Source organism: Aquirufa ecclesiirivi, assembly GCF_011250515.1.
Lineage (GTDB): Bacteria > Bacteroidota > Bacteroidia > Cytophagales > Spirosomataceae > Aquirufa > Aquirufa ecclesiirivi.
Genome location: NZ_JAANOP010000001.1, coordinates 559,267 through 582,998 on the forward strand (window position 1 = coordinate 559,267; position 23,732 = coordinate 582,998).

17 protein-coding genes and 1 tRNA gene are annotated in these 23,732 nt (G+C 37.6%); 12 read left to right on the plus strand and 6 right to left on the minus strand.

Features of this window, described 5'->3' with window-relative positions; translation table 11 throughout:
• From G9H65_RS02340 to G9H65_RS02370, 7 genes are all read left to right on the plus strand, one after another.
• Positions 1 to 861, plus strand: a complete 861-nt coding sequence (locus G9H65_RS02340) for a dTDP-4-dehydrorhamnose reductase family protein (RefSeq protein ID WP_166373741.1) — start codon at positions 1 to 3, stop codon at positions 859 to 861.
• An 82-nt stretch (positions 862 to 943) separates the two neighbouring features.
• Entirely contained in the window at positions 944 to 2,152 is a 1,209-nt protein-coding gene (locus G9H65_RS13495; protein ID WP_166373742.1) for a glycosyltransferase family 4 protein, read from the plus strand.
• Complete coding sequence (locus tag G9H65_RS02350; RefSeq protein WP_166373743.1) at positions 2,145 to 3,056, plus strand: NAD-dependent epimerase/dehydratase family protein; 912 nt, start codon at positions 2,145 to 2,147, stop codon at positions 3,054 to 3,056. Before G9H65_RS13495 ends, G9H65_RS02350 begins: the two co-directional genes overlap by 8 nt.
• 279 nt (positions 3,057 to 3,335) lie before the next feature.
• Positions 3,336 to 3,566 (plus strand): phosphopantetheine-binding protein, encoded by a 231-nt coding sequence (locus G9H65_RS02355; protein ID WP_166373744.1) that lies wholly within the window; start codon positions 3,336 to 3,338, stop codon positions 3,564 to 3,566.
• Positions 3,545 to 4,732: a cytochrome P450 gene (locus G9H65_RS02360; RefSeq protein WP_166373745.1), complete on the plus strand. Its 1,188-nt coding sequence runs from the start codon at positions 3,545 to 3,547 to the stop codon at positions 4,730 to 4,732. Before G9H65_RS02355 ends, G9H65_RS02360 begins: the two co-directional genes overlap by 22 nt.
• Before the next feature lie 79 nt (positions 4,733 to 4,811).
• Complete coding sequence (locus tag G9H65_RS02365; protein ID WP_166373746.1) at positions 4,812 to 6,104, plus strand: MBOAT family O-acyltransferase; 1,293 nt, start codon at positions 4,812 to 4,814, stop codon at positions 6,102 to 6,104.
• A gap of 1 nt (position 6,105) precedes the next feature.
• On the plus strand, positions 6,106 to 7,035 hold the full coding sequence (locus tag G9H65_RS02370; protein WP_166373747.1) for a hypothetical protein: 930 nt from the start codon (positions 6,106 to 6,108) through the stop codon (positions 7,033 to 7,035).
• 3 nt (positions 7,036 to 7,038) lie between these two features.
• On the opposite strand, the gene G9H65_RS02375 is transcribed toward G9H65_RS02370, so the two are convergent.
• The 3 genes from G9H65_RS02375 to lptB form a co-directional block, all read right to left on the minus strand.
• Positions 7,039 to 8,448, minus strand: coding sequence for a capsule assembly Wzi family protein (locus G9H65_RS02375; protein WP_166373748.1), 1,410 nt, complete (start codon positions 8,446 to 8,448; stop codon positions 7,039 to 7,041).
• 85 nt (positions 8,449 to 8,533) lie between these two features.
• Positions 8,534 to 9,661 carry a trans-sulfuration enzyme family protein gene (locus G9H65_RS02380; RefSeq protein WP_166373749.1) on the minus strand — a complete coding sequence of 376 codons (1,128 nt, stop codon included), beginning with the start codon at positions 9,659 to 9,661 and terminating at the stop codon, positions 8,534 to 8,536.
• Between the two features lie 67 nt (positions 9,662 to 9,728).
• Positions 9,729 to 10,460 carry an LPS export ABC transporter ATP-binding protein gene (gene lptB / locus G9H65_RS02385; RefSeq protein ID WP_166373750.1) on the minus strand — a complete coding sequence of 244 codons (732 nt, stop codon included), beginning with the start codon at positions 10,458 to 10,460 and terminating at the stop codon, positions 9,729 to 9,731.
• A 139-nt stretch (positions 10,461 to 10,599) separates the two neighbouring features.
• Here lptB and G9H65_RS02390 point away from each other — a divergent pair.
• The 3 genes from G9H65_RS02390 (at position 10,600) to G9H65_RS02400 (ending at position 14,262) form a co-directional block, all read left to right on the plus strand.
• Positions 10,600 to 10,672, plus strand: a tRNA-Phe gene (locus G9H65_RS02390).
• 216 nt (positions 10,673 to 10,888) lie between these two features.
• A complete protein-coding gene (locus G9H65_RS02395) occupies positions 10,889 to 11,836 on the plus strand; it encodes a sugar phosphate isomerase/epimerase family protein (protein WP_235927443.1) in 948 nt (315 codons plus the stop codon).
• 8 nt (positions 11,837 to 11,844) lie between these two features.
• On the plus strand, positions 11,845 to 14,262 hold the full coding sequence (locus G9H65_RS02400) for a glycoside hydrolase family 95 protein (protein ID WP_166373751.1): 2,418 nt from the start codon (positions 11,845 to 11,847) through the stop codon (positions 14,260 to 14,262).
• Between the two features lie 1,079 nt (positions 14,263 to 15,341).
• On the opposite strand, the gene G9H65_RS02405 is transcribed toward G9H65_RS02400, so the two are convergent.
• Both G9H65_RS02405 and G9H65_RS02410 read right to left on the minus strand, forming a co-directional pair.
• Positions 15,342 to 17,309 (minus strand): TonB-dependent receptor domain-containing protein, encoded by a 1,968-nt coding sequence (locus G9H65_RS02405; RefSeq protein WP_166373752.1) that lies wholly within the window; start codon positions 17,307 to 17,309, stop codon positions 15,342 to 15,344.
• Between the two features lie 40 nt (positions 17,310 to 17,349).
• A complete protein-coding gene (locus G9H65_RS02410; RefSeq protein WP_166373753.1) occupies positions 17,350 to 19,812 on the minus strand; it encodes a bifunctional YncE family protein/alkaline phosphatase family protein in 2,463 nt (820 codons plus the stop codon).
• A gap of 130 nt (positions 19,813 to 19,942) precedes the next feature.
• On the opposite strand from G9H65_RS02410, the gene G9H65_RS02415 reads away from it, so the two are divergent.
• A complete protein-coding gene (locus G9H65_RS02415) occupies positions 19,943 to 20,353 on the plus strand; it encodes a GNAT family N-acetyltransferase (RefSeq protein WP_166373754.1) in 411 nt (136 codons plus the stop codon).
• 3 nt (positions 20,354 to 20,356) lie between these two features.
• On the opposite strand, the gene G9H65_RS02420 is transcribed toward G9H65_RS02415, so the two are convergent.
• Complete coding sequence (locus G9H65_RS02420) at positions 20,357 to 22,096, minus strand: T9SS type A sorting domain-containing protein (RefSeq protein WP_166373755.1); 1,740 nt, start codon at positions 22,094 to 22,096, stop codon at positions 20,357 to 20,359.
• Between the two features lie 320 nt (positions 22,097 to 22,416).
• Here G9H65_RS02420 and G9H65_RS02425 point away from each other — a divergent pair, with 320 nt between their 5' ends.
• Positions 22,417 to 23,727, plus strand: a complete 1,311-nt coding sequence (locus G9H65_RS02425) for a DUF6056 family protein (protein ID WP_166373756.1) — start codon at positions 22,417 to 22,419, stop codon at positions 23,725 to 23,727.
• The last annotated feature ends 5 nt before the right edge of the window (positions 23,728 to 23,732 follow it).

Genomic DNA, 23,732 nt, shown 5'->3' on the forward strand with positions numbered 1-23,732 from the left:
GTGAAGAAAATTTTAATATTAGGAGCAAATGGTATGGCTGGCCATGTAATCAATTTAGTATTGAGAGATATGCCAGATAAATTTATTGTTACATCAATTGCTAAAAAACACAGTAAAGTGCCAATCGATACTTTACTGGATGTGACAAACTTCATGAAACTTTCAGAATTAATTCATATTTCTAAATTTGATTTTATAATTAATTGTACGGGAATATTAAATAAAAAAGCAGACTCAGACTTTGATCAGGCTATTTTAATTAATTCATATCTTCCACATTTTTTAGAAAAAATAACTCAAAATACAAGTACTAAAGTGATTCATTTGAGTACTGATTGTGTCTTTTCAGGTAAATCAGGAGATTATAAAGAGGGAGATTTTAAAGATGGGATAGGTGTATATGCCTTGTCAAAGTCATTGGGGGAGATAGAAAATAATAAAGATCTTACTATTAGAACTTCAATAATTGGGCCTGAATTGCATGAAAGCGGAATTGGACTATTTAATTGGTTTATGAAGCAATCTGGCTCTTCTATATATGGTTTTACTAAAGCTTTTTGGAGTGGAGTTACCACTCTTGAACTAGCTAGAATTCTTGTTGACTTAATGGATATTGGTGAATTAAGTGGTATTGTGCATGTGACAAGCGCAAAAAAAATTAATAAGTATGATCTGATAACTTTGTTTAAGCAATATTTTAAAAACAAGGATTTTATTATTCTTGAGGATAGAAAACACGCTGTTGACAAATCATTATTGAATACACGTAAGGATTTTAAAATTGAAATTAATTCATACGATAAAATGATTTCAGATTTGAAGATTTGGATTAATCAACATTCAAGTTTATATAGATATTAATAGTTTTTAAGTCTTTAAAGTAGCTATTAATATGCTTTGTCTAATGGTTAAAACTTATGCATCAATTGTATAATGTTATAAGGTGAAAGTCTTAGTTATCTCCCAGTATTTTTGGCCAGAGAATTTCCGCATCAATGATGTATGTATTGGCTTAAAAGAGCGGGGGCATGACGTTACCGTCCTGACTGGAAAGCCTAATTACCCCCACGGAAATTATTTTGAGGGATATTCTTGGAATACAAAATCAGAAGAAATGTGGGAAGGTATTCCCATTCATCGATCTAATTTGTTTTTAAGGAGCCATGGGGGTGGTCTTAGATTATTCCTAAACTACTTTTCTTTTGCCTTCTTCGCCTCTTTCAAAGTATTGTCCTTGAGAGGTCCATTTGATCAAATATTTATATTTGCCCCTTCTCCTATTACTGTCGGTATCCCAGGTATAGTGGCTAAATATAGATTTAAAGCGCCTAATTTTTTATGGGTTCAAGATTTGTGGCCAGAAAGCATTCGAATTGCAGGAGGAATTGAAAACAAATTTATTTTGGGAGTGATGGAATTCATGACCAAGTGGATTTACCAACATACGTCCAAACTGTTAATTCAATCACCCAGGTTCAAGGATTATTTGTTGGGGCAGCAGGTGCCGGAACATAAAATCACCTATTATCCATTTTATGCGGAAGGATTTTATTCTCAGACGAATATTGAAATAGATCATTCTATAGATATTCCAGAAGGGTTTAAATTGGTTTTTGCGGGTAATATTGGAGAAGCACAGAGTTTTGATACGCTAATTCAAGCTGCGCATATATTGAAAAATAAAGGGATACCCATTACCTGGTTGATCTTAGGAGATGGAAGACAAAAGGAATATGTGAAGTCAAAAATTGCCGAGTTGTCCTTGGAAGATTCATTTTTACTGTTGGGTTCCTTTAGCGCAAATAAAATGCCATTTTACTTTTCTAAAGCAGATGCATTGGTCGTGAGTTTGAAAAAAAGTGATATTTTTTCTATGACAATTCCAAGTAAAATTCAATCCTATTTAGCTTGTGGCAGGCCTTTGATAGGTTCATTGGATGGAATTGGTCATGAGATCATTCAAGCATCAAATTCAGGATTTTCTGCAGGAGCGGAAGACCCTGAAGGCTTAGCAGATGCTATATTAAAACTTTATCATTTATCTGCCGAAGAAAAGGATGAATTGGGGAGAAATGGACGACGCTATTTTGAGTCTGAATTTGAAAGAGAACTTCTATTAACCAAGCTTGAACAAATTTTACAAAATGCATAAGTCAATATTGATTTCTGGTATTAGTGGATTTGTGGGGAAAAATTTGTCAGTAAGTCTGTTAGCAAGTGGCTATCTAGTACAAAATCTATCTAGAAAGGATTTGCATTCTATCAATCTACCTGTAGAATCGGATGTACTGATTCATTTGGCGGGTAAAGCACATGATCTTAAACGCGTTAGCGAACCAAACGAATATTATGCTGTCAATACGGAATTGACCAAGCAGGTTTTTGATGCATTTTTGAAATCAACAGCGTCTTCTTTTATTTTCATGAGCTCTGTTAAGGCCTCTACAGATGCAGTAGAAGGGACTTTAACGGAACACGTAGATCCAAATCCACAAACGCATTATGGTAAAAGTAAGCTTTTAGCAGAAGAATATATACTTAGCCAATCCATCCCTGAGGGTAAAAGGGTGTATATACTTCGACCCTGCATGATTCATGGTCCGGGTAACAAAGGCAATTTAAATTTGCTTTATGAGGTAGTTCGAAGAGGAATACCTTGGCCTTTGGGAGCATTTAGTAACCATCGTTCTTTTTGTAGTATAGATAATTTGGTATTTGTCATCCGAGAATTAATTTCAAGGCAGGAAATTCCATCGGGTATATATCAATTAGCTGATGATGAGGCGCTTTCAACCAATGAGTTAATTCAGTTAATGGCCCAATCAGTTGGGAAGAAGGCCGCTATTTGGAATTTACCCCAATTATGGATTAAAGGAATAGCTCGATTGGGCGATTGGATACATTTACCATTAAATTCAGAAAGATTAACCAAATTAACCGAGAGCTACGTTGTCAGTAATGAAAAAATAACACAAGCTATGGGAAAAAAATTACCATTAAGCTCTCGCGAGGGTATTTTAAAAACGCTCTCCTCTTTTTTACAATCATCAAAATAGCTTAGACTACCTGTTAGCGCTTTGCTTTCATCGAGTGAATTCTTCACTCAAAAGCCTTCATTACTTTCTAATGTAAGGTTTATGTAAAATAGTAAAGACTTCCTGACTAAGGTTATTTATTTCTTAAAATAGAAATAAGTGGATATGCTGTTGCCCACCAAAGATGGGTGATAGTGGGGAAGGAAATGGAGCTAGTCATACCATAATTCATCTCATATATGCTCCGATAAAGCATATTTTAAAGATTTATGCCTAGTTTTGTACGAATAAATAGTCTTTATGGAATATAAAAATTGGTTGATAACTCAAATAGCCTCAGAGGCGTCTATAGCAGTGGAGGAGGTTGATTGTGATGTGACATTTGATCAATTTAATTTGGATTCCTTAGCGATTGTATCCATTTCTTTTGAAATGGAAAGCCAATTTCAGTTGGAAAATGTCGATCCTTCCTTATTTTCGGAGTATAATACTATCAATAAGCTCTGTGTATGGTTGGAGAATCAACAATAAAATGGAATCCATTTGCACCTGATTACTTTAATGATCCTTATCCTATTTATACTTTAAGTAGGCAATCAAATCCTATCCAAAAGGATCAATTCGGAAATATAATTTTATTTAAATACCGAGATGTAGCTCCAATATTGGATTCTCCAGACTTTGAGGTGAGTAGTTTGTCCACCTTTTTCGAAAGTAAAGAAAGTTACATTTTTAAGAATAGTTCAGCTTGCCCCTTTTTAGCCAAGACTACCAGTAAATGGCTGATGTATTTAAATAGTGATATTCATCGAAAGTTGAGAATTGCCTTGGGTAAAGTATTATTCAGCTATGATTTTGATCGTTTAATTCAAGAGGCTGCCCAAGAGACTATCATCCATTTTCAGTTTCATAAAGAATTAGATTTAGTCGATTTTTCTAAATACTACATCTACCATATTCTGAAAAAATTCATTGGATTAAAGGATTTTGCAAGCTTGGAAAAGGTCGTTGAATATTCCAATATGGCAGCAAGAAGTCAAGATATATTTGTTTCCAAACAAATGTACCTGAAAATCAATGATTGTCTTTTATGGGGTCAAGGGCTATTTGCAGAAGATGGTTTTAAAGCCAAATTGGTTAAAGAACTAGAAGGATTCGAATTTGAGGAGGAAGATTATTATTCTATTTTAGCAGTTACTTTAATGGCTTTTTTTGAAACCTCCAAAGACAATTTATCTTATTCTTTGTTTAATATCTTATCAATACCTAGATTAAGGGACTTTGTGTTAAAGGCGGAAGTTAAAGAAATTAAAATCATAACGGAGGAGCTAATGCGTTTCAATTCTCCTCTTCAATTCACAGTCAGGATTAATAAAAAAGAAGTGACTCTAATGGGGCAAGTATACCCTATTGGGACTCGTTTTGTTTTGGGAATAGCTAGTGCCAATCGGGATGAAGATATTTTTGAAGATGCTGATGAAATCGTTTCAAATAGGCAAATCAATCCCCATTTAGCTTTTGGATCGGGGATACATACTTGCCTTGGAGCTTTGATTGCTCGGAAAGAATTGGAATTTGGTCTAAAGCCGATGATTGAATTTCTTCAAAAATTTGAGATAGATAATTCTCATTCGTTACTATGGGGGAATCAAATATTTATGAGGACCTTAGATAAGGCCATGGTTAAAATTCATTAGGATGGCTCAAATTGGACTGCTTTCTACTGTTGTTTTCCTTGTTTTAGCCCTCAGCTTTAGCCTTATTTTTCAAAGACAAATGTGGAAAGCTCTTTTAATAGGGTCCGTTCTGACGTTAGGTTTATTCATGCCGTTGACATTATTGGTCTTCTTGCTGGCGAGTGGAATTACGTATTATTTGGGAAATAAAAGTCATTCTTCTGTACCTTGGATAGGTGGAGGAGTCAGTATTTTATTACTTTCCTTGATTTTATACAAACTCCGTGAATCATGGCTTGTCTTGAATGATTACCCTTACCTGTTTGTTGGGGAGCAGGAGAGCGTATGGCAAATAATGGGCCTGAGTTTTTTTGTTTTCAATGCGATTAGTTATTTAATGGATATCAAAAGAGGGTTTATACAACCAGCTGAATCATTTGTGAAACTAACTACTTACTTACTTTACTTCCCAACCTTATTCACAGGACCCTTACATCGTTTTAAATATGTGGATAGTCAGTTGAATCAAGCTAACGTGACACAAAAGTCATTCAGTAATGGAATGAGGTTGATTTTATGGGGAGTCTTTAAGAATTTTGTAATAGCTCAGCGATTAAATTATCTATATGTAGAACTTTGGAAAAGTAATTCAGGTGGATTGTGGACATTAATCATTGGATTTGTGTTTTTCTTTTATATCTATTTTAGCTTTAGCTCATTTGTTGATTTTTTTCAAGGGGTTTCTGAAATTTTCAATGTTCGCTTAAAAGACAATTTTCATAAGAGAGTATATCTATCTAGGAATCGACATGAGTTCTGGAGGGGTTGGCATATTACCTTAAATGAATGGTTTCGAGATTATTTTTTTTATTGGCAAATGAAGTTCAAGTTCTGGAGAGATAAGCCCTATTTACTCTTGTTGTTGACATATTTGTTGATTGGTCTATGGCATGGAATCACAGTGAAGTTTTTTATTTGGGGCTTCTTGAATGCATGTTGGATTTTATTGGAAAAATGGTGGAAAATTCCGGAAAGATTCAGTCGAATGTCTTATTTTAAGTTTTTAGGCATTTTATATCATTTGTCGCTTTGTTCAATTCTTGCCCTCGTTTTCATTTCCCCGTCACTTGATGAGTTAATTGTAAGAATAAGCCAGTCAAATTACATATCTACGGAAGTATTAATCTATCAAAAACGTAATCTGCTCATTATTTTGGTAATGGGTTTAGTCGTGGATCAGTATCACCGCTGGTCCAAAGACCTTAGGATGGATATGTATTTTGAATTACTTCCTTCTTGGAAACGTAGGTCAATATATATATGTATTTGTTTTTTTATTATAATATTTGGAGTTTTTTCTGGTCATTTAGAAAATTATTATTTAAGGTTTTAAAATGAATATTGTTCACAAGTTAGTATTTTGGATTTTATTTTTTAGTACTCTTGGAGCAATTGCATTTAAAGGATTAAAAACTGAAAGGGAAGTAATAAAGTTTAAAGAAAAATCCATATTTGAAAAATTAAATTTTAAATCGAAAACAATATTTTATATAGGTTCTAGTCGCGTAATGATGGGGATTAATACAGACTTATTGAATGATTCATTAACTGAATGGAAATCAATAAATATTGGGGTTCCGGGAAGTAGTCTAGCACAAAATTTATATTTGGCTAATTTTTTAAAAAATAAACCAGGAAATAAAGTTCTATTTATTGAACTTTCAAGGTATAAGAAAAATCGTCTGAATGCCACTGCTACCAAAGCTCTTGGGTTTAGTAATTACCTAGATTCTTACAATGAATATATTCATGTTAATCCAAGTGTTGCTAGTGTAGTAAAAAATTGGGAATTCAGTTTTTGGGAATGGCTTAATAAAAAACAAAATGCTATCAAACAGCTTATCTTTCCAGAAAAGAAAGTGAAGTACGAAGTGATCGGTTTTAATCCCAATAATGCTTCTAATTATAGAAAAACAGATTCCTTTATCACCCAAAAGGATAAGTTAAATTTTGCAAATGGGTCAATTGACTCCGAAGCCATGGGGAAAATACATGAATTATTGACGGTTCTGGTTAATAGTAAATGTAAAGTAATATTTTTGCTTCCAATGACCAGCTTGGAAAAAAGTGAATTGAAGTTTTCAATTCCTATCTTTGAAGCTATTCCAATCAACAACAAATGGAATTACGATTCATCATTTATTCAAGCGATTTCTCACCCAAAATACCTAGCGGATAAAAATCACTTGAACTACCAAGGATCGGTTGTATATACCCAAGGACTAGTCAACTACATCAAAGCCAACGAAAAGAACTGGCAGTAGGATTTATTGTAAACGATACTTCATTCCCAACATTCCTCCTACGGTATTTTTGGTACGATCTCCTTGATCTACCGCTATTTGTAAAGAAAGTCCTAGTTTCTTATTCAGTTGTTTTTGTAGATTCAGGGAGGCCGAAAATTGCTTTAAGTAACTTTCAGGATTGTTAGCTGGGATTACGGGATAATCATAGGATGTAGATGAGAGCCTGACCATCCAATGAATTTGCTGAGGCAGTGTTCCACGAACACCTACATAGATGGATCTCAGCGCATTATAAGCAAAGGATAGACCTCCCCCTTGTTGACTTTCCTTGTCCATGATAATCAATGGAGTCCCTATTCCTCTTCCCTGGTAAATCCATCCGTCACGCCCGCGTACATTCAAATAATTTACGATATTGGGATAATCGTGGTCTTGTTTATTCAATAAGCTCCCCAAAATACTCTGATAAGTGCCTTGGTTGCCAGTATATAGGTATTCCAAACTGATACCTTCAATAATGTTGGGCTCTTTTATTGTCAAGGAAAGGCCAGTCAATCCATCATTAATGGTGTTTAATGACCAAATACGGTCTGATTCATAAGGGTTTTGTCGGTAAAGCAGTAGCGCTACTTGGTCGTTTTGGAAACGAAAACCCATGTCTAAACTCCCCAAGTGATTTCCGTATTTATTGTTCTCGTCATCATCAGGTAAGATGCCTTCTCCAGTCCCTAAAAGTACTTGGGTAAAGGCATTGAAATCGGATGGGTAAGTATCGTAAAAGCCCCCTTTAGGATCGCGTCTTCTTCCGCCCCATTGTGCCTGATGGTTATAGCCTAGGAATATATTGAACGTAGAACTAGGTTGGCCGAAGCGAAAATAAAGCGATTTTTGATGTAAATAGGAATTCTCCATGGCACCTTGATTATCGAACCAACCATGGGCTAACTGGAAATTAATACCCACCCAATCATGGAGCACATTGACATAATTTCGCGTGCCTACATGAACTTTAGGTAAAGGAAGGGCATTGCCTGACCCAATAAAAAAACCTGCCGTCATGGTGGTGTCTCCTAAGCCAATTAATTCCCTTCTGGCACCTCCCCATAATTCAAAAGCCCCTTTTTTAAGTCCCAGGTATGCTTCTGATAATAAAAACTTGGAATCTTTACCTAACCATCCTGTTCCTTCAACCTGATAAGTCCAATCAAGGTCTTTTTTGGGATTGTACCATTTGCCTGTTTTTACGCGAATAATACCCGTTGAATTTTCCACAGGAACCGTACCATATTGTAAGCTTCTTGTCCAAAAAGGATTCGTGCCACTGGAGGAGCCAATGGCTAGAATATCCATCGAGGTGTGTCGTAGGGTATCTTTGGCAATTGTAGGACTTGAAAGACCAATAAAAGAACTAAGTAGTAGAGAAAGAAGCATGTATATAACGGATTGATATAGATAGAGAATGAGTAATCTATACGGTTAATTTACTAATATGCCCGAACAAATGAACATCTTCTTTTTATAATTTATTTAGCGCAGCATTTAAATCATCCCATAAATCGTCCACATGCTCTAAACCAATGGAAAGACGCAACAAATTCCCGGGTGTATTACTTTGTGGACCCTCGATGGACTTACGATGCTCGATTAAACTTTCCACCCCCCCCAAACTAGTAGCCTGTTGGAACAAAGTTAAGGTCGAAGCGAACTTTTGGGTGGCATTTTCCGAAGCTTTTAGTTGAATAGCTATCATGCCACTTTGTCCGAGTGGCATTTGCGTTAAGGCTAAGTGGTACTGAGGATGACTAGGAAGTCCAGGGTAGTGAACTTTTTCGATAGCAGGATGGCCTTCTAGTTTTTCTGCCAAAATGGCGGCATTTTTACTGTGTTCTTTCATCCTTAAAGGCAATGTTTTTAAGCCACGTGCTAGTAAGTAACAATCCATCGGATTGGGCGTAGCGCCCATTAATATCTGAACTCGCTGGATTCTATGTGCCCATGCATCATCATTTTTGAGAATAAGGGCACCACCTAATATGTCAGAATGTCCGCCAATGTACTTGGTGCTTGCATGCATCACAATATCGGCTCCAAGGGCAATGGGGTTCTGTAAAATGGGGCTAGCTAAGGTATTGTCAACTCCTACTTTAATCCCTAATTTACTGGCGATTTGGCAGATTCCTGTTATATCACTTATACTTAGCATGGGATTGGCTGGCGACTCCACCCAAATCAGTTTTGTGTTGGATTGGATAGCCATTTGAACGGCTTCTAGATCTGTCATGTCCACTTGGGTGACTTGCAAACCCCAAGGACCCAAGATTTCTTCGGCTAATTTATAGCTCGCATAATAACCCACAGAAGGCATAAGTACATGATCTCCCGATTGTAGGCATTGGAATACGGCATTGACAGCCGCTAAACCTGATCCAAAGGCAAATGCCTTGGCTCCACCTTCCAATTCGGCTAGCGCTTTTTCTAGGACATCTCTATTGGGACTTGAATTTCTAGCATACATGTGCCCTTTGGGGTATGTCCCGTCTTCTGAACGCTCAAAAGTGGTACTTAGAAAGATAGGAGCTGCAATGGATGCCGCTGTTTCATCGATCAGATTCGTACTGTGTATGGCTAGTGTTTCTTTTTTCATTTATATTGAAATTCTACATTTTTCCTTCTACATTCTACATTCTTCATTCTACATTCAATATCACTTATTAGTTTTTCTTTCTAAGTTCGAAATTCTTACCTAGATACAATCGACGAACTTGTTCATCATCGGCTAATTCTTGAGGAGTACCCGCTTTTAGAATTCTCCCTTCAAATAATAAATAGGCACGGTCTGTAATGGAAAGAGTTTCATCTACATTATGGTCGGTAATTAAGATACCAATGTTGCGGTATTTTAATTTGGCTACAATACTTTGAATCTCTTCTACGGCGATGGGGTCTACACCGGCAAAGGGTTCATCCAAAAGGATAAATTTAGGGTCTACAGCCAAGGCCCTTGCTATTTCTGTTCGCCTACGTTCTCCGCCAGAAAGCACTTGCCCTAGGCTTTTTCGAACATGTGTTAATGAAAACTCTTCCAAGAGTAATTCTGTTTTCTCTTTTTGTTCTGCTTTGGTCAAGGTAGTCATTTCCAGCACAGCCAAAATATTTTCCTCGACGGTCAATGTTCTGAATACGGATGCTTCTTGTGCCAAATATCCAATTCCTAACCTAGCCCGCTTGTACATGGGTAGGTGGGTCACATCTAAATCATCTAACCAAACTTTTCCTTCATTAGGCTTGACTAAGCCTGTGGCGATGTAAAAAGAGGTTGTTTTTCCTGCACCATTAGGTCCTAGAAGTCCAACAATTTCTCCTTGGGCAACCTGATAGCTAATGTGGTCATTGACCAATCGTTGGCCATATTTTTTTACCAGATTTTCTGTTCTTAGGATCATATTTCAAAAATAGGGAAAAGAGTTGGGGTCAGCAAGTAGAAAGCTTATTCCAAGCTTTTTCCATTTTTTTTATTTGGGGAATTGCCATTTTTAAAAAATATTCCTACTTTTGCAATCCCGAAAGCAATCGGGCAATTGAGGTGGAGTAGCTCAGTTGGTAGAGCATCGGACTGAAAATCCGTGTGTCCCCGGTTCGAGTCCGGGCTCTACCACTTCAATTTTAGAAAGACCCTGACGAAAGTTAGGGTCTTTTTTTTTATCCAATATTAGGCTAGATTTGTTAATCATATGAATCTGTTCAGGTTTGGATTTAGATTTGTCAACTTTTAAAAAGTTGACAAATCTAAGTTGACAAATCTACGAGTCGTTTGCCAAATTTGACAGCAATTATGATAAGTAAACTGATTTTAACCTAGCTTATATAACCTATGAAAATGAGTCGTCGGGATTTATTGAAAGCATCAGGCACTACTGCAGGAATGGCGCTTGTTCCTCAGCTTTCAACAGTCCAAAATACCCCATCTAAAAACACATTTCGATTAAGTTTGAACCTAAGTACCATCATGGGCCAAAACTTAGGCTTTAGTAAAGAATTGGAAGTGGCTTCTCAGGCTGGTTTTAGATCAGTTGAAATTTGGATGCCCACTTTGGAGAAATATTTAGCCTCTGGAGGGAGCATTTCAGATGCAAAAAAACGCATTTCAGATTTAGGTTTAAGCATTGAAAATTGCATCGGATTTGCACAATGGATAGTAGATGACAATACCACGCGGACCAAGGGCTTAGAGCAACTAAAACGTGAAATGGGTATATTGGCAGAACTTGGCTGCAAGCGAACTGCTGCTCCTCCTATGGGTGCCACAACTGAGGCAGGATTGAATTTAAAAGCCGCTGCAGAGCGTTATAGGACGATTTTGGAATTAGGGGAACAAATGAATGTTATTCCTCAATTGGAGATGTGGGGACATTCAAAAAATTTGCACCGAGTAGCTGATGTGCTTTTTGTTGCAGCAGAAAGTGGACATGCCAAAGCTCGATTATTATTGGATGTATTCCATATTTATAAAGGTGGTTCTAGTCATGAAAGTCTTCATTTGGTAGGAGAGAATTCCATCGAAATTTTTCATATCAACGATTATGTGACGAGCCTCAAACCAGAACAAATAAAAGACGCGGATCGAATATACGCTGGCGATGGAGAAGCTCCCATAGATAAAATCGTACATGCATTAAAACCAAGTGCCCAACCTGTCGTACTTTCCTTAGAATTATTCAATAAACAATTGTATGCTCAAGACCCCTTGGTCGTAGCTAAAACAGGTTTAGAAAAGATGAAAGCTGTGGTTAAACGAGTAAATGCTCAATATAAAGTATAAATTAATTCATGAAAAAATTCAGTTTACTGTTAGCGCTATTTAGTGGAATATCATTTGTTCATTTAGCAGCAGAACCAACAACTAAATCTTCAGTCAGGAAGTTAAAACTTTGGTATAATAAGCCTGCTCAATACTTTGAAGAAGCACTGGTGTTAGGAAATGGTCGGATTGGTGCCACTGTTTATGGCGGTACAGATACGGATAAAATTCATTTGAACGATATCACGCTTTGGTCAGGGGAGCCCATGGATCCATACATGAATCCTCAAGCCTATAAGCACTTACCTGCAGTTCGTGAGGCCCTCAAACAAGAAAATTATAAATTGGCAGATTCTTTGGTCAAAAAACTTCAAGGTAAATTTTCTGAATCTTATGCGCCACTGGGCGACTTATACATTGATTTTAAAGCCAGTCAGGTAAAAAATTATTACCGAGAGTTGGATTTGGAGAAGGCCATAGCCTCTGTCAAATATGATGCGGGTGATCAGACCATTTCAAAAGAATATTTTGTTTCTTATCCGGACAAAATCTTAGTCATTCACCTGAAAAGTTCTCAAGCTAAAGGCCTCAATTTTAGTGTCAGATTTGGTTCTAAATTAAGGTATAAATCAAAATCTACCATCAATCACCTACACTTTCAAGGCGTAGCTCCCGTACGGGCAGATCCAAATTACGTTAGGAAAGAAGGTAATCCGATTATTTTCAGAGATAATCAAGGTACTCGCTTCTCGGCAGATGTATTATTACAATCTACGGATGGTCAAGTAGGTAGAACAGATAGTACGGTAAGTCTTTCCAACGCCACCGAGGCAACTATTTTAGTTTCATTGGCCACAAGTTTTAATGGATTTGATAAAAATCCTCAAAGCCAAGGTCTAAATGATGATGCCATTGCCCAAGAACAATTGCAAGTAGCAAGTCGCAAAACAGTCGTTGAAATGCGGGCTAGACATATACAGGATTATCAGAAGTATTTCAACAGGGTGAATCTTCGTTTAGGAGGGGAGCAAGCTCCTGAATTACCTACGGATGATCGTTTAAGAAGGTATGCCAAAGGGGAAAAAGACCCTTATTTAGAAACTTTATATTTTCAATTTGGTCGATACTTGTTGATTTCAAGTTCGAGAACTTTGGGTGTACCTGCCAATTTACAAGGTCTTTGGAATCCACATATTCGACCACCATGGAGTAGTAATTACACCATGAACATCAATGCGGAAGAAAACTATTGGCTAGCCGAGAATACCAACTTGTCGGAAATGCATACTCCTTTCTTAAGCTTCATTGAAAATTTAGAGAAAACGGGAAAAATTACAGCAAAGACCTTTTATAATGCTCCAGGCTGGACTGTACATCATAATTCGGACATTTGGGCTATGACGAACCCTGTGGGCGACTTTGGAAATGGTTCACCAAGCTGGGCCAACTGGTACATGGGTGGTGCTTGGGCTGCAAGCCATTTATGGGAACATTATAGTTTCACTAAGGATGATAAATTCTTGAGGGAAAAGGCTTATCCATTAATGAAAGGCGCAGCGGAGTTTTGTTTGGCGATGTTAATCCCCGACAAAAATGGAAATTTGATCACATCTCCTTCAACCTCTCCCGAAAATAGATTCATCACACCTACTGGCTACCAAGGAGAAACAGCTTATGGTGGAGCAGCTGATTTGGCCATGATTCGGGAGCTATTTCAAGATCTCATTGAAGCCGATAAAATACTAAAACAGGATCCTTCCTTTAGCCAACAGCTACAAGAGGCCCTAAAAAAGCTGTATCCGTATCAAGTGGGTAAAAAGGGGAATTTACAAGAATGGTATTTTGACTGGGAAGATGTAGAACCAACACACCGCCATCAAAGTCATTTATTTGGTTTGTTTCCTGGCACTCATTTGACTGTGGAAAATACACCCGCCTTGACGAATGCTGCCAAAAGAACTTTGGAAATCAAAGGGGATGAAACTACGGGATGGTCTAAAGGCTGGAGAATCAATTTATGGGCTAGATTAAAAGATGGAAATCATGCCTATAAAATGTATCGTGAATTATTGAAATATGTCGAACCCGATGGCGTAAAGATTGAATACCGTCGTGGAGGAGGGACATATCCTAATTTATTTGATGCACATCCGCCATTTCAAATTGATGGAAATTTTGGTGGTGCAGCTGCCGTAGCTGAGATGTTAGTACAATCTGATATGAGTAAAATTTATTTGCTTCCTGCTATCTCAGATGACTGGAAAGTAGAAGGAGAAGTAAAAGGGCTCAAAGCGAGAGGTGGATTTGAGATTGATATGGCTTGGAAAAATGGTAAAGTCGTTCGACTATACATCAAAGGCGTTCCTGGCGGGAAAACCAAGTTATTTGTCAATGGCACCTCCAAAGAAATACAAATTGCTAAGGGGAAGAAAGTGAGAATCCTGTAAGAAATGTAGAATACTATTGTTTGCGAATAATGTAGGCTGAGTTTATTGACCCTGGCTGAGTCTCTCGATGTTGGCTGAGGTTCTCGAAGCCAACTTTAATATGAGAATACAAATCCTTACTATCTGTCGTTCGACATGAGCTTGAGCTTAACTTTCTTTGGTATTTCTTTTTTTTGATAAAAAAAGAAACAAAAAAAACGGAAGAAATACGGTTAATCCTAAGACGAATTCCGCTGCGCGGAACCGATTGTCACTCCGCATACGGCTTTAATCTTTGACGCTTAGCTTTAGCCTACGCACGAGGTCAAAGATGCGCCTGCCGCTTCGCTCATGCTGCGTTCCCATCTTTCGTTGGGATTAACCGTTTAGATATTAGGGTTTAGTTATTCGTTTTTAGAATGTACAATGTAATTGTTTGCGAATAATGTAGGCTGAGTCTCTCGATGTTGGCTGAGGTTCTCGAAGCCAACTTTAACATAAGAAATCCTTATTATCTGTCGTTCGACATGACCTTAAGCTTAACTTTCTTTGGTATTTCTTTTTTTTGATAAAAAAAGAAACAAAAAAAACGGAAGAAATACGGTTAATCCTAAGACGAATTCCGCTAAGCGGAACCGATGTACATTACACATTCGACTGTTAAAACGTAGAATCCAAAAATAGATACAACGGTCAACGTCATTCAGGCATTCATCATTTATAATTCCCTTCGGTCAGCACGAGCGAAAGATGATGAACGAAGCGGTAGACGAGTTTTTGACCTAAGCAAAGGCGATGTGTGTCGGCGTCAAAAATATAGGCGATAGCGTAGTGAATCACGGTTTCGCGAAGCGAAATTCGCCTTTGATGACCGACAAGAAAAGAAGTTTTTTTGTTTCTTTTTTTTCAAAAAAAAGAAATACCGTAAAATTGAATTTTAAGTGAAGTTTTTTATGGGCTGATTCAAATTACAATAATCACACCATTTACTATGGCCTTTAATTTTTATAAAATGAAAGCCTTTGGAGTTTTTGAAACTACTAAATTTTATTTACAACGAACCTCAATTCAACCTATATCAGGACAAGACATTCTTCATTCTACATTGAAATAAGAAATTGCCCCCAAATGCTTCTCCCTACGCCATTAATGCCTGAACCATGCATGCGGTAATCTACATCACCTAGGTTTTGAAGTTGAAGGCTTAGCTGCCAATGTTTGCGTGCATAAGTCGTTTGTAAATTTACAACGCCCCAGCCAGCTGTTCCCAAAGGATTCATCCGATTATCGGATTTATCTCCTGCACTCAAGCGTTCTTGACTAAAAGCAAAAACATGCTCAATTTGTGAAGTAAATCGTCCTGTTTGAATCAGGTATTGAATAGAACCATGTAATGGGGGAATACGACGCATGGGTTCATTCTGAGTCAGATTTTGACCAAAAACATAGGATAATTGCCCTTGCAAAGCACTTCTTGTATTGATTTTATACATTCCTGACCATTCTCCTCCAGCCAAATAACTTTCTTCTACATTCCTTTTTTCATAGACAGGATAACCTTGAATGACCGTAGTCGTTTTAACACGGGTGATCAAATTACTCAGGCTAGTTCTAAATACGGAAACTTGTTGACGGAATCGATAGTTTTCAAATTTATAACCCAATTCCAGGTTCAAAGAATATTCTGGCTTTAATTGATACGCTGGTTTTTCATACCTAAAATCAACGATCCCTAAGCTACCTAAATCATCCAAATTGGGAGATCGAAAGCCAGAACTGCTAGAAAGATAGACCGATGAGTTGGTACCTATCAATCGGCTTATCCCAGCAGTATATACCAAGGCTTGGTTTTGAACGATACTTAAACCTAATGTGGTATCTGGCAAAGTAGCTTTTACCTGATGCCAACGTAAGCCTAATTCAACCTGAAATTGGTTTAATCGGATATGGTGTAGCGTAAAAACAGAACTTTGTTCATACTTGGATTGGTCAGGATAGAGTCCTCTCATCGGAATCGTCTTTTGAGAGGATTGGTTTATATCCAAACGTGAACTGCCTACTCCATCGTGATACATTTCAAAGCCAGAATTTGAGGACCAATGCTTTGTCCATTGACTTTCAACATCGATACTGAGACTTCGAGTATCGACTTGATCAGATTCTACTCGTAACATGGGACTTGCATTTTTCTGGGCTCTTCTTTTTTCAAGACTAGATTGATAGGCCACTATTCCCGTTATTTTTTGCGCCCATGCATGTTTTGTAATGGCCGTCCCTTTCCAATAAACTCGTTCATATTTTTGTTTCTCCATCTCATTGATGGCAAAGTTTTCTAATACGATTTTATGGTAAACGGGGACATTGTTTTGAACCATGTGCTGGTAACCGATCTCCCATTCAAACGACTTAGTAGCTTGATGCCTAAATTTAAACATGGATGAGCCCTCTTGATAGCCACTTGGTATTTGAGCTCCTAATTGGTTGCCTCGAATTAAATCGCCGAACTTTTTGCTCGATCCTGACACCAATAAACTCCAGTTTTTTTGGCCATACATGATTTTCCCTTGGTAGCTATTTTCCATGTCGCTACTCGCCCATCTTTTTTGAAGCCCTACCTGTAATAAAGGCTTAGTACTAAACTGAGGTTTTTGACTATACAAATGCACCACGCCCGTTAAAGCGTCAGATCCATATTGTACAGCCCCTGAGCCCATGACACTTTCTACACGCTCTAAAATAAAAGGGTCAATGGTATTTAAATATTGATTTGGCCCATATCTAAAGGTAGAATTATTGAATCGGATTCCATCCAGCATCAATAGGGTTTGGTTACCTGTTAGTCCTCTTACAAACAAGGATCCACCACCCTGATTGGTTTTTTGAAGAAAGATTCCTGGCATATTCATCAATAGCTCAGGACTCGTTCTTGCGCTTTTTTGACGGATACTAGAATCTGTCCAAACTTGAGTAGAATAAGGACTTTGTAGCATAGTTTGAGCTTTTCTGCTAGCACTAACTACGATATTTTGTAACGTGTCGCTAGCCGTTTTTTGGGCGAATAGCGACACGTTTTGACAGATTAAAACAAATGCAATGTATAATAAAACCTTAATCCTCATCTTCCTCTTCTTCTTTCGTATTTAGAATAGCGGCTCTGCGAGGTGCAGGCATCTCAGAATGCTCTCCTCTTACCGACTTCCATATAATCTGGTTCAATACTAGATCAGGGATGGCATCTTCTTTCGAGAAATCAAGTTTTTCACTGAGACGAGCACTGGCATTATCGGCTACATTCTTTTCAAAAATATTCACTTGTGGAGCAATGTGTTGGAAAGGTCTTACATCGGCTTTGGAAGTAAAGCATTTGTACATAGGAGTGGCCGCAGCGTCATATTGACTCATCGGTGGGATTCCTAAAATCAATTCCATGGTTCTAAGCATCGAGGAAGTTGAATATGGCGTATGGTCGACATAACCACGTTTCACAAAACCACCTGCCACATAAGCAGTAGTACGGTGCGCATCTACGTGGTCAGAACCATTTTGAGCATCATCTTCCACAATAAAAATGGCTGTTTCCTTCCAAATTTTTGATTTGGAAAGGTGTTCAACAAACAAACCGATGGCATAATCATTTTCCGCAACAAAGGCTGTAGGGGTATATGATCCTAATTTTTGACCCTCGGTATGATCGTTTGGAAAGCGTAAAGAATTGAATTGAGGAACTTGGTTTTTCGCTAGTAAAGCATCAAAATCTTTTTTCCAGCGATTGAAACGTAAGGTATCCATGATTTTTTGATCAAAGGATGGGAAATCTGTGCAGAAGTGACCTTCTATGGAAGGGATATTGGGTTTGAAATCATCTGCAAACTCCCCATATGTACGGTAAGAGACTCCTGCTCTTTTACAAAAATCCCAAATGAAACCATTTTTTGGATTAGCTATTGTCCGATTCCCTTCTCCATCATATTTACCCCCTCTTCCGCCATATCCAGTAGGCCAAGTCTTCTCCAAATAATCAGTAGCATGGGCAGAAGTAGACCAATTATGGCCATCAGAACTCACTTCGCCATCTACATAAAAATTATCTAACAACACAAAGTCCTTCACTAGCTTATGCTGATTTGGCGTCACTTTTTCGCCAAATAAAAGCAATGATACATCGCCATTTCCTCCCTTCACATCCGCTAATACTTGGTCATAGGTACGGTTCTCTTTCAGTATATAAAAGACATACTTGATGGGTGATTTTCCTCCCACTTTGGTCGGGATTGGATTTCCTTTTTCTCCTTTGGCTTGAAGTTCAATCTGCTTATTATAGGGAGTATTGGTATAAACCGCTTTGGATAAAATAGCTAATTCAGCACTTGATGGCTCTTGAAATAAAGACATGTTTCCTTTCATTAAACCACCAATGTATTCTACTTTGGCTTTTTTCTCGTTATCTGCTTGCTGATAAGTTACTTTTTGGATTTTAGCGAGTGGATTTGGCCCTTTAGGATTGGCAAATGAAGAAAATCCTTTCCCATTGGCCACATAGACTGTTTTACCAATCACTTTCACGGCCGTTGGGTACCAACCTACTGGAATAAAGCCCAGCGACTTCGATTTTCCTGGGTTTTCTACTTCAAAAACCGCTAAACAGTTATTGTCAGCATTGGATATATACAATCGCTCCTCATCTTCTGAAAGTGCCAATCCGTTTGTGGAGGAACCTTCTAAGGCATTAGGAAAAAGTGCCGCATTCAATACTTCGATTACCTGGTTTGAGCGAGTGTTGATAATGGAGACAGAATTATCATTCGCATTGGCAACAAATAAGGTGTTACCATCTTTAGTTAATAGGATTTCATTCGGATGATCTCCAACAGCTATGCCTTTGTCAAAGCTCTTTGTTTGGCAATTGAAGGGTAAAATTTGTGCACCACCCCAAATCGAAATGTATAATTTATCACGTTTTGGACTTAGTAAGCAAGTAAATCCTTCGGCAGGTAAGGGGAAAGTATCTGTCACTTTATTCTGGCGAACATCCACTAAATAAAGCTTGTTATTATCTTTAGATACCACATATAAAATACCACGTTCATCGTCCAAAGCCATTCCAGTAGGTGAGATGATGTCCTTGGCCTTTTCAGTTAGAGAAATAGACCCTTTGGCGATGAGTTGTTTATTGTTTATCTCAAACTTCAGAACCTTATTGTCATTACCCCCAGAAGCATAAACTGTTTTATTATCCGATCCTATGGCTAATCCATACCAAGATTTTGCCACTTCTATGCTATGAACAACCTCATTGGATTGAAGATCAATTAATTGTAAACTTTGAATGCTTTGTCCATTGTTCGTGGCTACCATCCATTGTTTGTTCGCGGAAACAGCCAAGTTTAAAGGTAAATCACCTAATGCTACTGATTTTCCGTGAGGAGATAATTTCCAACCATTGGGAAGTCGGACTCTCTTTTTCTGTAAATCTTGTTGTAATTTGCTCGTGCTTTGAGCGAATGAGTCGAGACTCGATAAGAATACGCAAGCTAAGCCTAAGCACAGGCTTTTGGAGAAATGGATTTTCATAGTGAAAGGTTTTGATAGCTCAATTTACAAGCATTTTTATATAAATGAACCGAGTATTCATTTTTTAATAATTTGGTAAATTAGGATTGAGCAATGAAAAGTAGATTTGGAGAAATTAAATGTTGATAAAATGGTAATTAGCTATAAAGAAAATCCTTCTTTATCCGTGGAGGATTTTATGGAAATTTTAGAGAAATCTACTTTGGGCCAAAGGAGACCTATGCAAGATGTGGCCGCGATGCAACTCATGTTAGACAACGCTAATGTATATGTGGGCGCTTATGATGGCGAGAAATTAGTAGGTTTAGCCAGAGGTATGACCGATTTTGTCTTTACTACTTACTTAGCCGATTTAGCGGTAGATGAGGCATACCAACATCACGGAATTGGGAAGCAATTGTTGAAAAAAGTTAAAAACATGCATCCTCGAGCCAAATTAATTCTTTTAGCAGCTCCAGCAGCCCAAGAATATTATCCTAAAATTGGGATGCAAAAACATGATTATTGCTTTTTCATTAATGACGTCCAAGAAATCCAATAAACATTATTTAACTACCGCTAAACGCTTGGTGATGGCAGAACCGTCTAGTCCTGTTGTACTTAGGAAGTAATTGGCGGCAGGTAATTTGGACAAGTCGACATCTTTAAAAAATACGGCAAGGTAGGTGTCCTCAAAGACCACATTTCCTTTCATGTCATAAATTTTTAATGTGCCTGTCGACATATTTTGCCAACGAATGGTGATTTTATCCACTGCCGGGTTGGGGCCAATACTGAATTCAAAGTTTTGGTCTAAGCGTACAATGGGGATAGACGAAAAGGCAAATGCCCGCATTCCAGCTTTATTTCTAATAAATGGCCCAGGGAAAGGCGTTTTATTGAAGGCTAAAAACTCCCTAAAGTAGTCGGGTAAATAACTAATGATTTCGCTCGGATACTCTTGATTCAAATTAAGTATAACTTTATTTCCTTCTACCTCGATATTATCGATGAATTTTGAAGCACTCACCGCATTAATCCCATCGTAAAAGAAATTATCCTTCATGTTACGTTTCTGAGTTTTTCCTGTGGGGTCAAGAAAGGTGGTATCGGTAGGAGCGACCATGATTTGGCCTTGCTCAAACTCTAAGTACAACTTTCTAGTTTCTGTTTTCGATTTGAAATAAGCTTTAACCACGTTGGGACTGTAAACCTGTTTATCCCAAGGACGTTTATAAATTTCCGACGAAATGATTCGGAATAATTCAAATCCATTTTGACGATAGCCATCATTGCCATAATGAAGACCATCAAACTGTTTAGTGCCTACCGTAGCAAAAGACTTGACATAAAGGTCGTTCGTGTATTGAGCACGTTGATTTTCACGGACTAAAGCCGCCGGAGAATATTGAAACTCGTAGACGTTGGTTTGTGGGCAAAAAACATATTTGGCACTTGGAAAGTACTTCTTGTATTTGGTTTTTAATTGATCAAATTTCCACCACCAATCAAATGGACTTCCCACAGGTAAGGTGGATTCCGCTTCACCTTGGCGGTATATTATGGCTTGAACCTTATCTAAAACGCCAGCTTTCATGGCCTTATATAGCATAATATTGCCACCATTCGGTGCTTTTAAATCTCCATCCAATTGTAAATGGAAGTCAATATCCGAACCACCCGCTGCAGAATTAATAAAGCAAAAGGGGATTTTTTCTGATTCGATTAAGTATTTGGCTATTTCTGAAACCCAGGGTCCCACACGAGCTCTATCTGTGGCCAAAGACCAAAGTGTATCTGCTAAATTATAAGGACCATAATTATCAGAACCTTGAACAGCCCCAAAGGATCGGAGGTACTCTCCTTGAAACACTTTGTCATCAATAGGCCCAATCCATGCATTTGATTGACCACTAACTAAAAAGGCATCACCTGCTACAATGTTTTTCCTTTTGACTACAAGACTAGAATCAAGCCCAATAAACTGGTAAATTTCTAGGTCATATTCGGCAAGCTCTGAATTTATACTCAAGTTGCTTTTAAATGTACTAGAAGCGCTTATGGCATTTTTGGCATATTTAAATAGGTTTCCATTACGTAATACCTTAACTGAAACGGCGCTAATGGATTTATTCGTAATATCAGCAGCAATGACGATATCCGCTTTGTTTTTATCATCTCTGGGATAAAAGTGATAATTCTGGGGTAATTTATTGAATACAAAATCACCAATTTTCTGTGCACTCAATTCTGTTTGGAAACATAAACTAATTAGGCAACATAAAATTAAAATTCGATGAATCATGGAGTTGTATTTTCTTTCCCTAGCTAAAAATTACTGACAAATATATTTAAGAATCAGTGTACAAGGTATCAATATTTTTAAATTAATTCATTCCCTAGCTTTCAATAAACGAATATATTATTAACCTATTTGCTTGGTAAGGAGGAATGTCAAAACGCAAATCAAGGTGCTGGCGGCTTAATATTATTGTTTTTATATGTATTTTTAACCTTTCTTTGCCCTGTTTGGGTTTTACCTTGAAAATGACACCAAATTCCTTGTCTTCTAAAACGGATGTAAATTCTGTTGTTCTCCTATTGTTAGGTTTCGTTTTTTGGGCTATGATGGCATACCTGATGGGAAGTATGGCAATTGCCAATGGACCCAATATTACGGATGATTTTTGTTTTGCTTGGGTAGGTAAAGAATATGGAATCTTGGGAGGAGCATATCAATATTACTTGGGTTGGAGTGGTCGCTATTTTGGTAATGTCATATTGCACCTAAATCCCCTAATCTTTAGTCCTGATTTTGGGTATTTTACTTGGGCCACTTTCATGATCATGGGTTTAAGTTTAGCCAATACGCTGTATCTAGCTAAAAATATTTTTCAAAAACCCTGGTGGACCCCTACCGTCTTATGGAGTGCTCTCGTTTTTCAAGCGATTGGTTGGTATACCCTACCTGGATTATACGAATGGTATTTTTGGTTTTCAGGTCTTTTCTATCCTTTATCTTTTCAACTAGTCATCTTATTTTTTAACCTCTATTATTTCGAAAAAGCAAGATGGATACGCTTTTTCGTTTTGCCTCTGGTTTTATTTCTACTCATTGGAAGTAGTGAAATTACCATGATATTCTTTTCAGCCGTTTTTGGTTGTTTACAACTTTATCGAGTCATTAAAAATAGAAGAATTGAACCAGAACTTTGGATTTTAGGATTGGTTTGGCTGATTGGTTTGGCCATGGTCATGTTGGCACCAGGAAACGCGATTCGTGCCACTAAACACATCGCCTTGGTGGATGGTTTATTCGATGCCGCTAAAAATGCTTTACTTCAGTTTTATTTATTTTTGAAAGAGCCCCTATTCTGGCTTATGAATCTTTGGATTCTTTTATTTGGAACAGGGAGAAAACAAGATTCTCCTATATCTTGGTCACTTTTCTTTGGTATTTTTGGTATCCTGACCTTAGGGTACTACTTGAGTTTTTTACCCATTTCCTTAGCTTTAGACGAAACGGGAATCCCGAACCGCACCTTGAGTCTCTTATTTATGTATTTGTTAATGGGCTCTGCTTTTTTGAGTTTTATTTTACATCAAAAGTTACAAAGGTCTATACCCGCTAAGGCCCAATTCCCTGTTCAATTGCTCATCATGATATTGATCTTACCCAATATGCATTTTAGTAAAAGTGCTCATTTAATGGCCACAGAAATCAGTTCGGGTACAGCAGTTCAATTTGCGAAGGAACAAAAAGCTAGATTTACTTCACTACAAGAAAATAATCTTGACTCGGTGGAAATTCCAGCCATTCAAACAAAATCTGCCTTTCTATTTAACGAGGAAATATCTACCGATTCCAGTCATTTATGGTGTAAATGCATCGCCAAGTATTATGGCAAGAAACAAGTTCGCCTAAAAAACAATTAAATGGC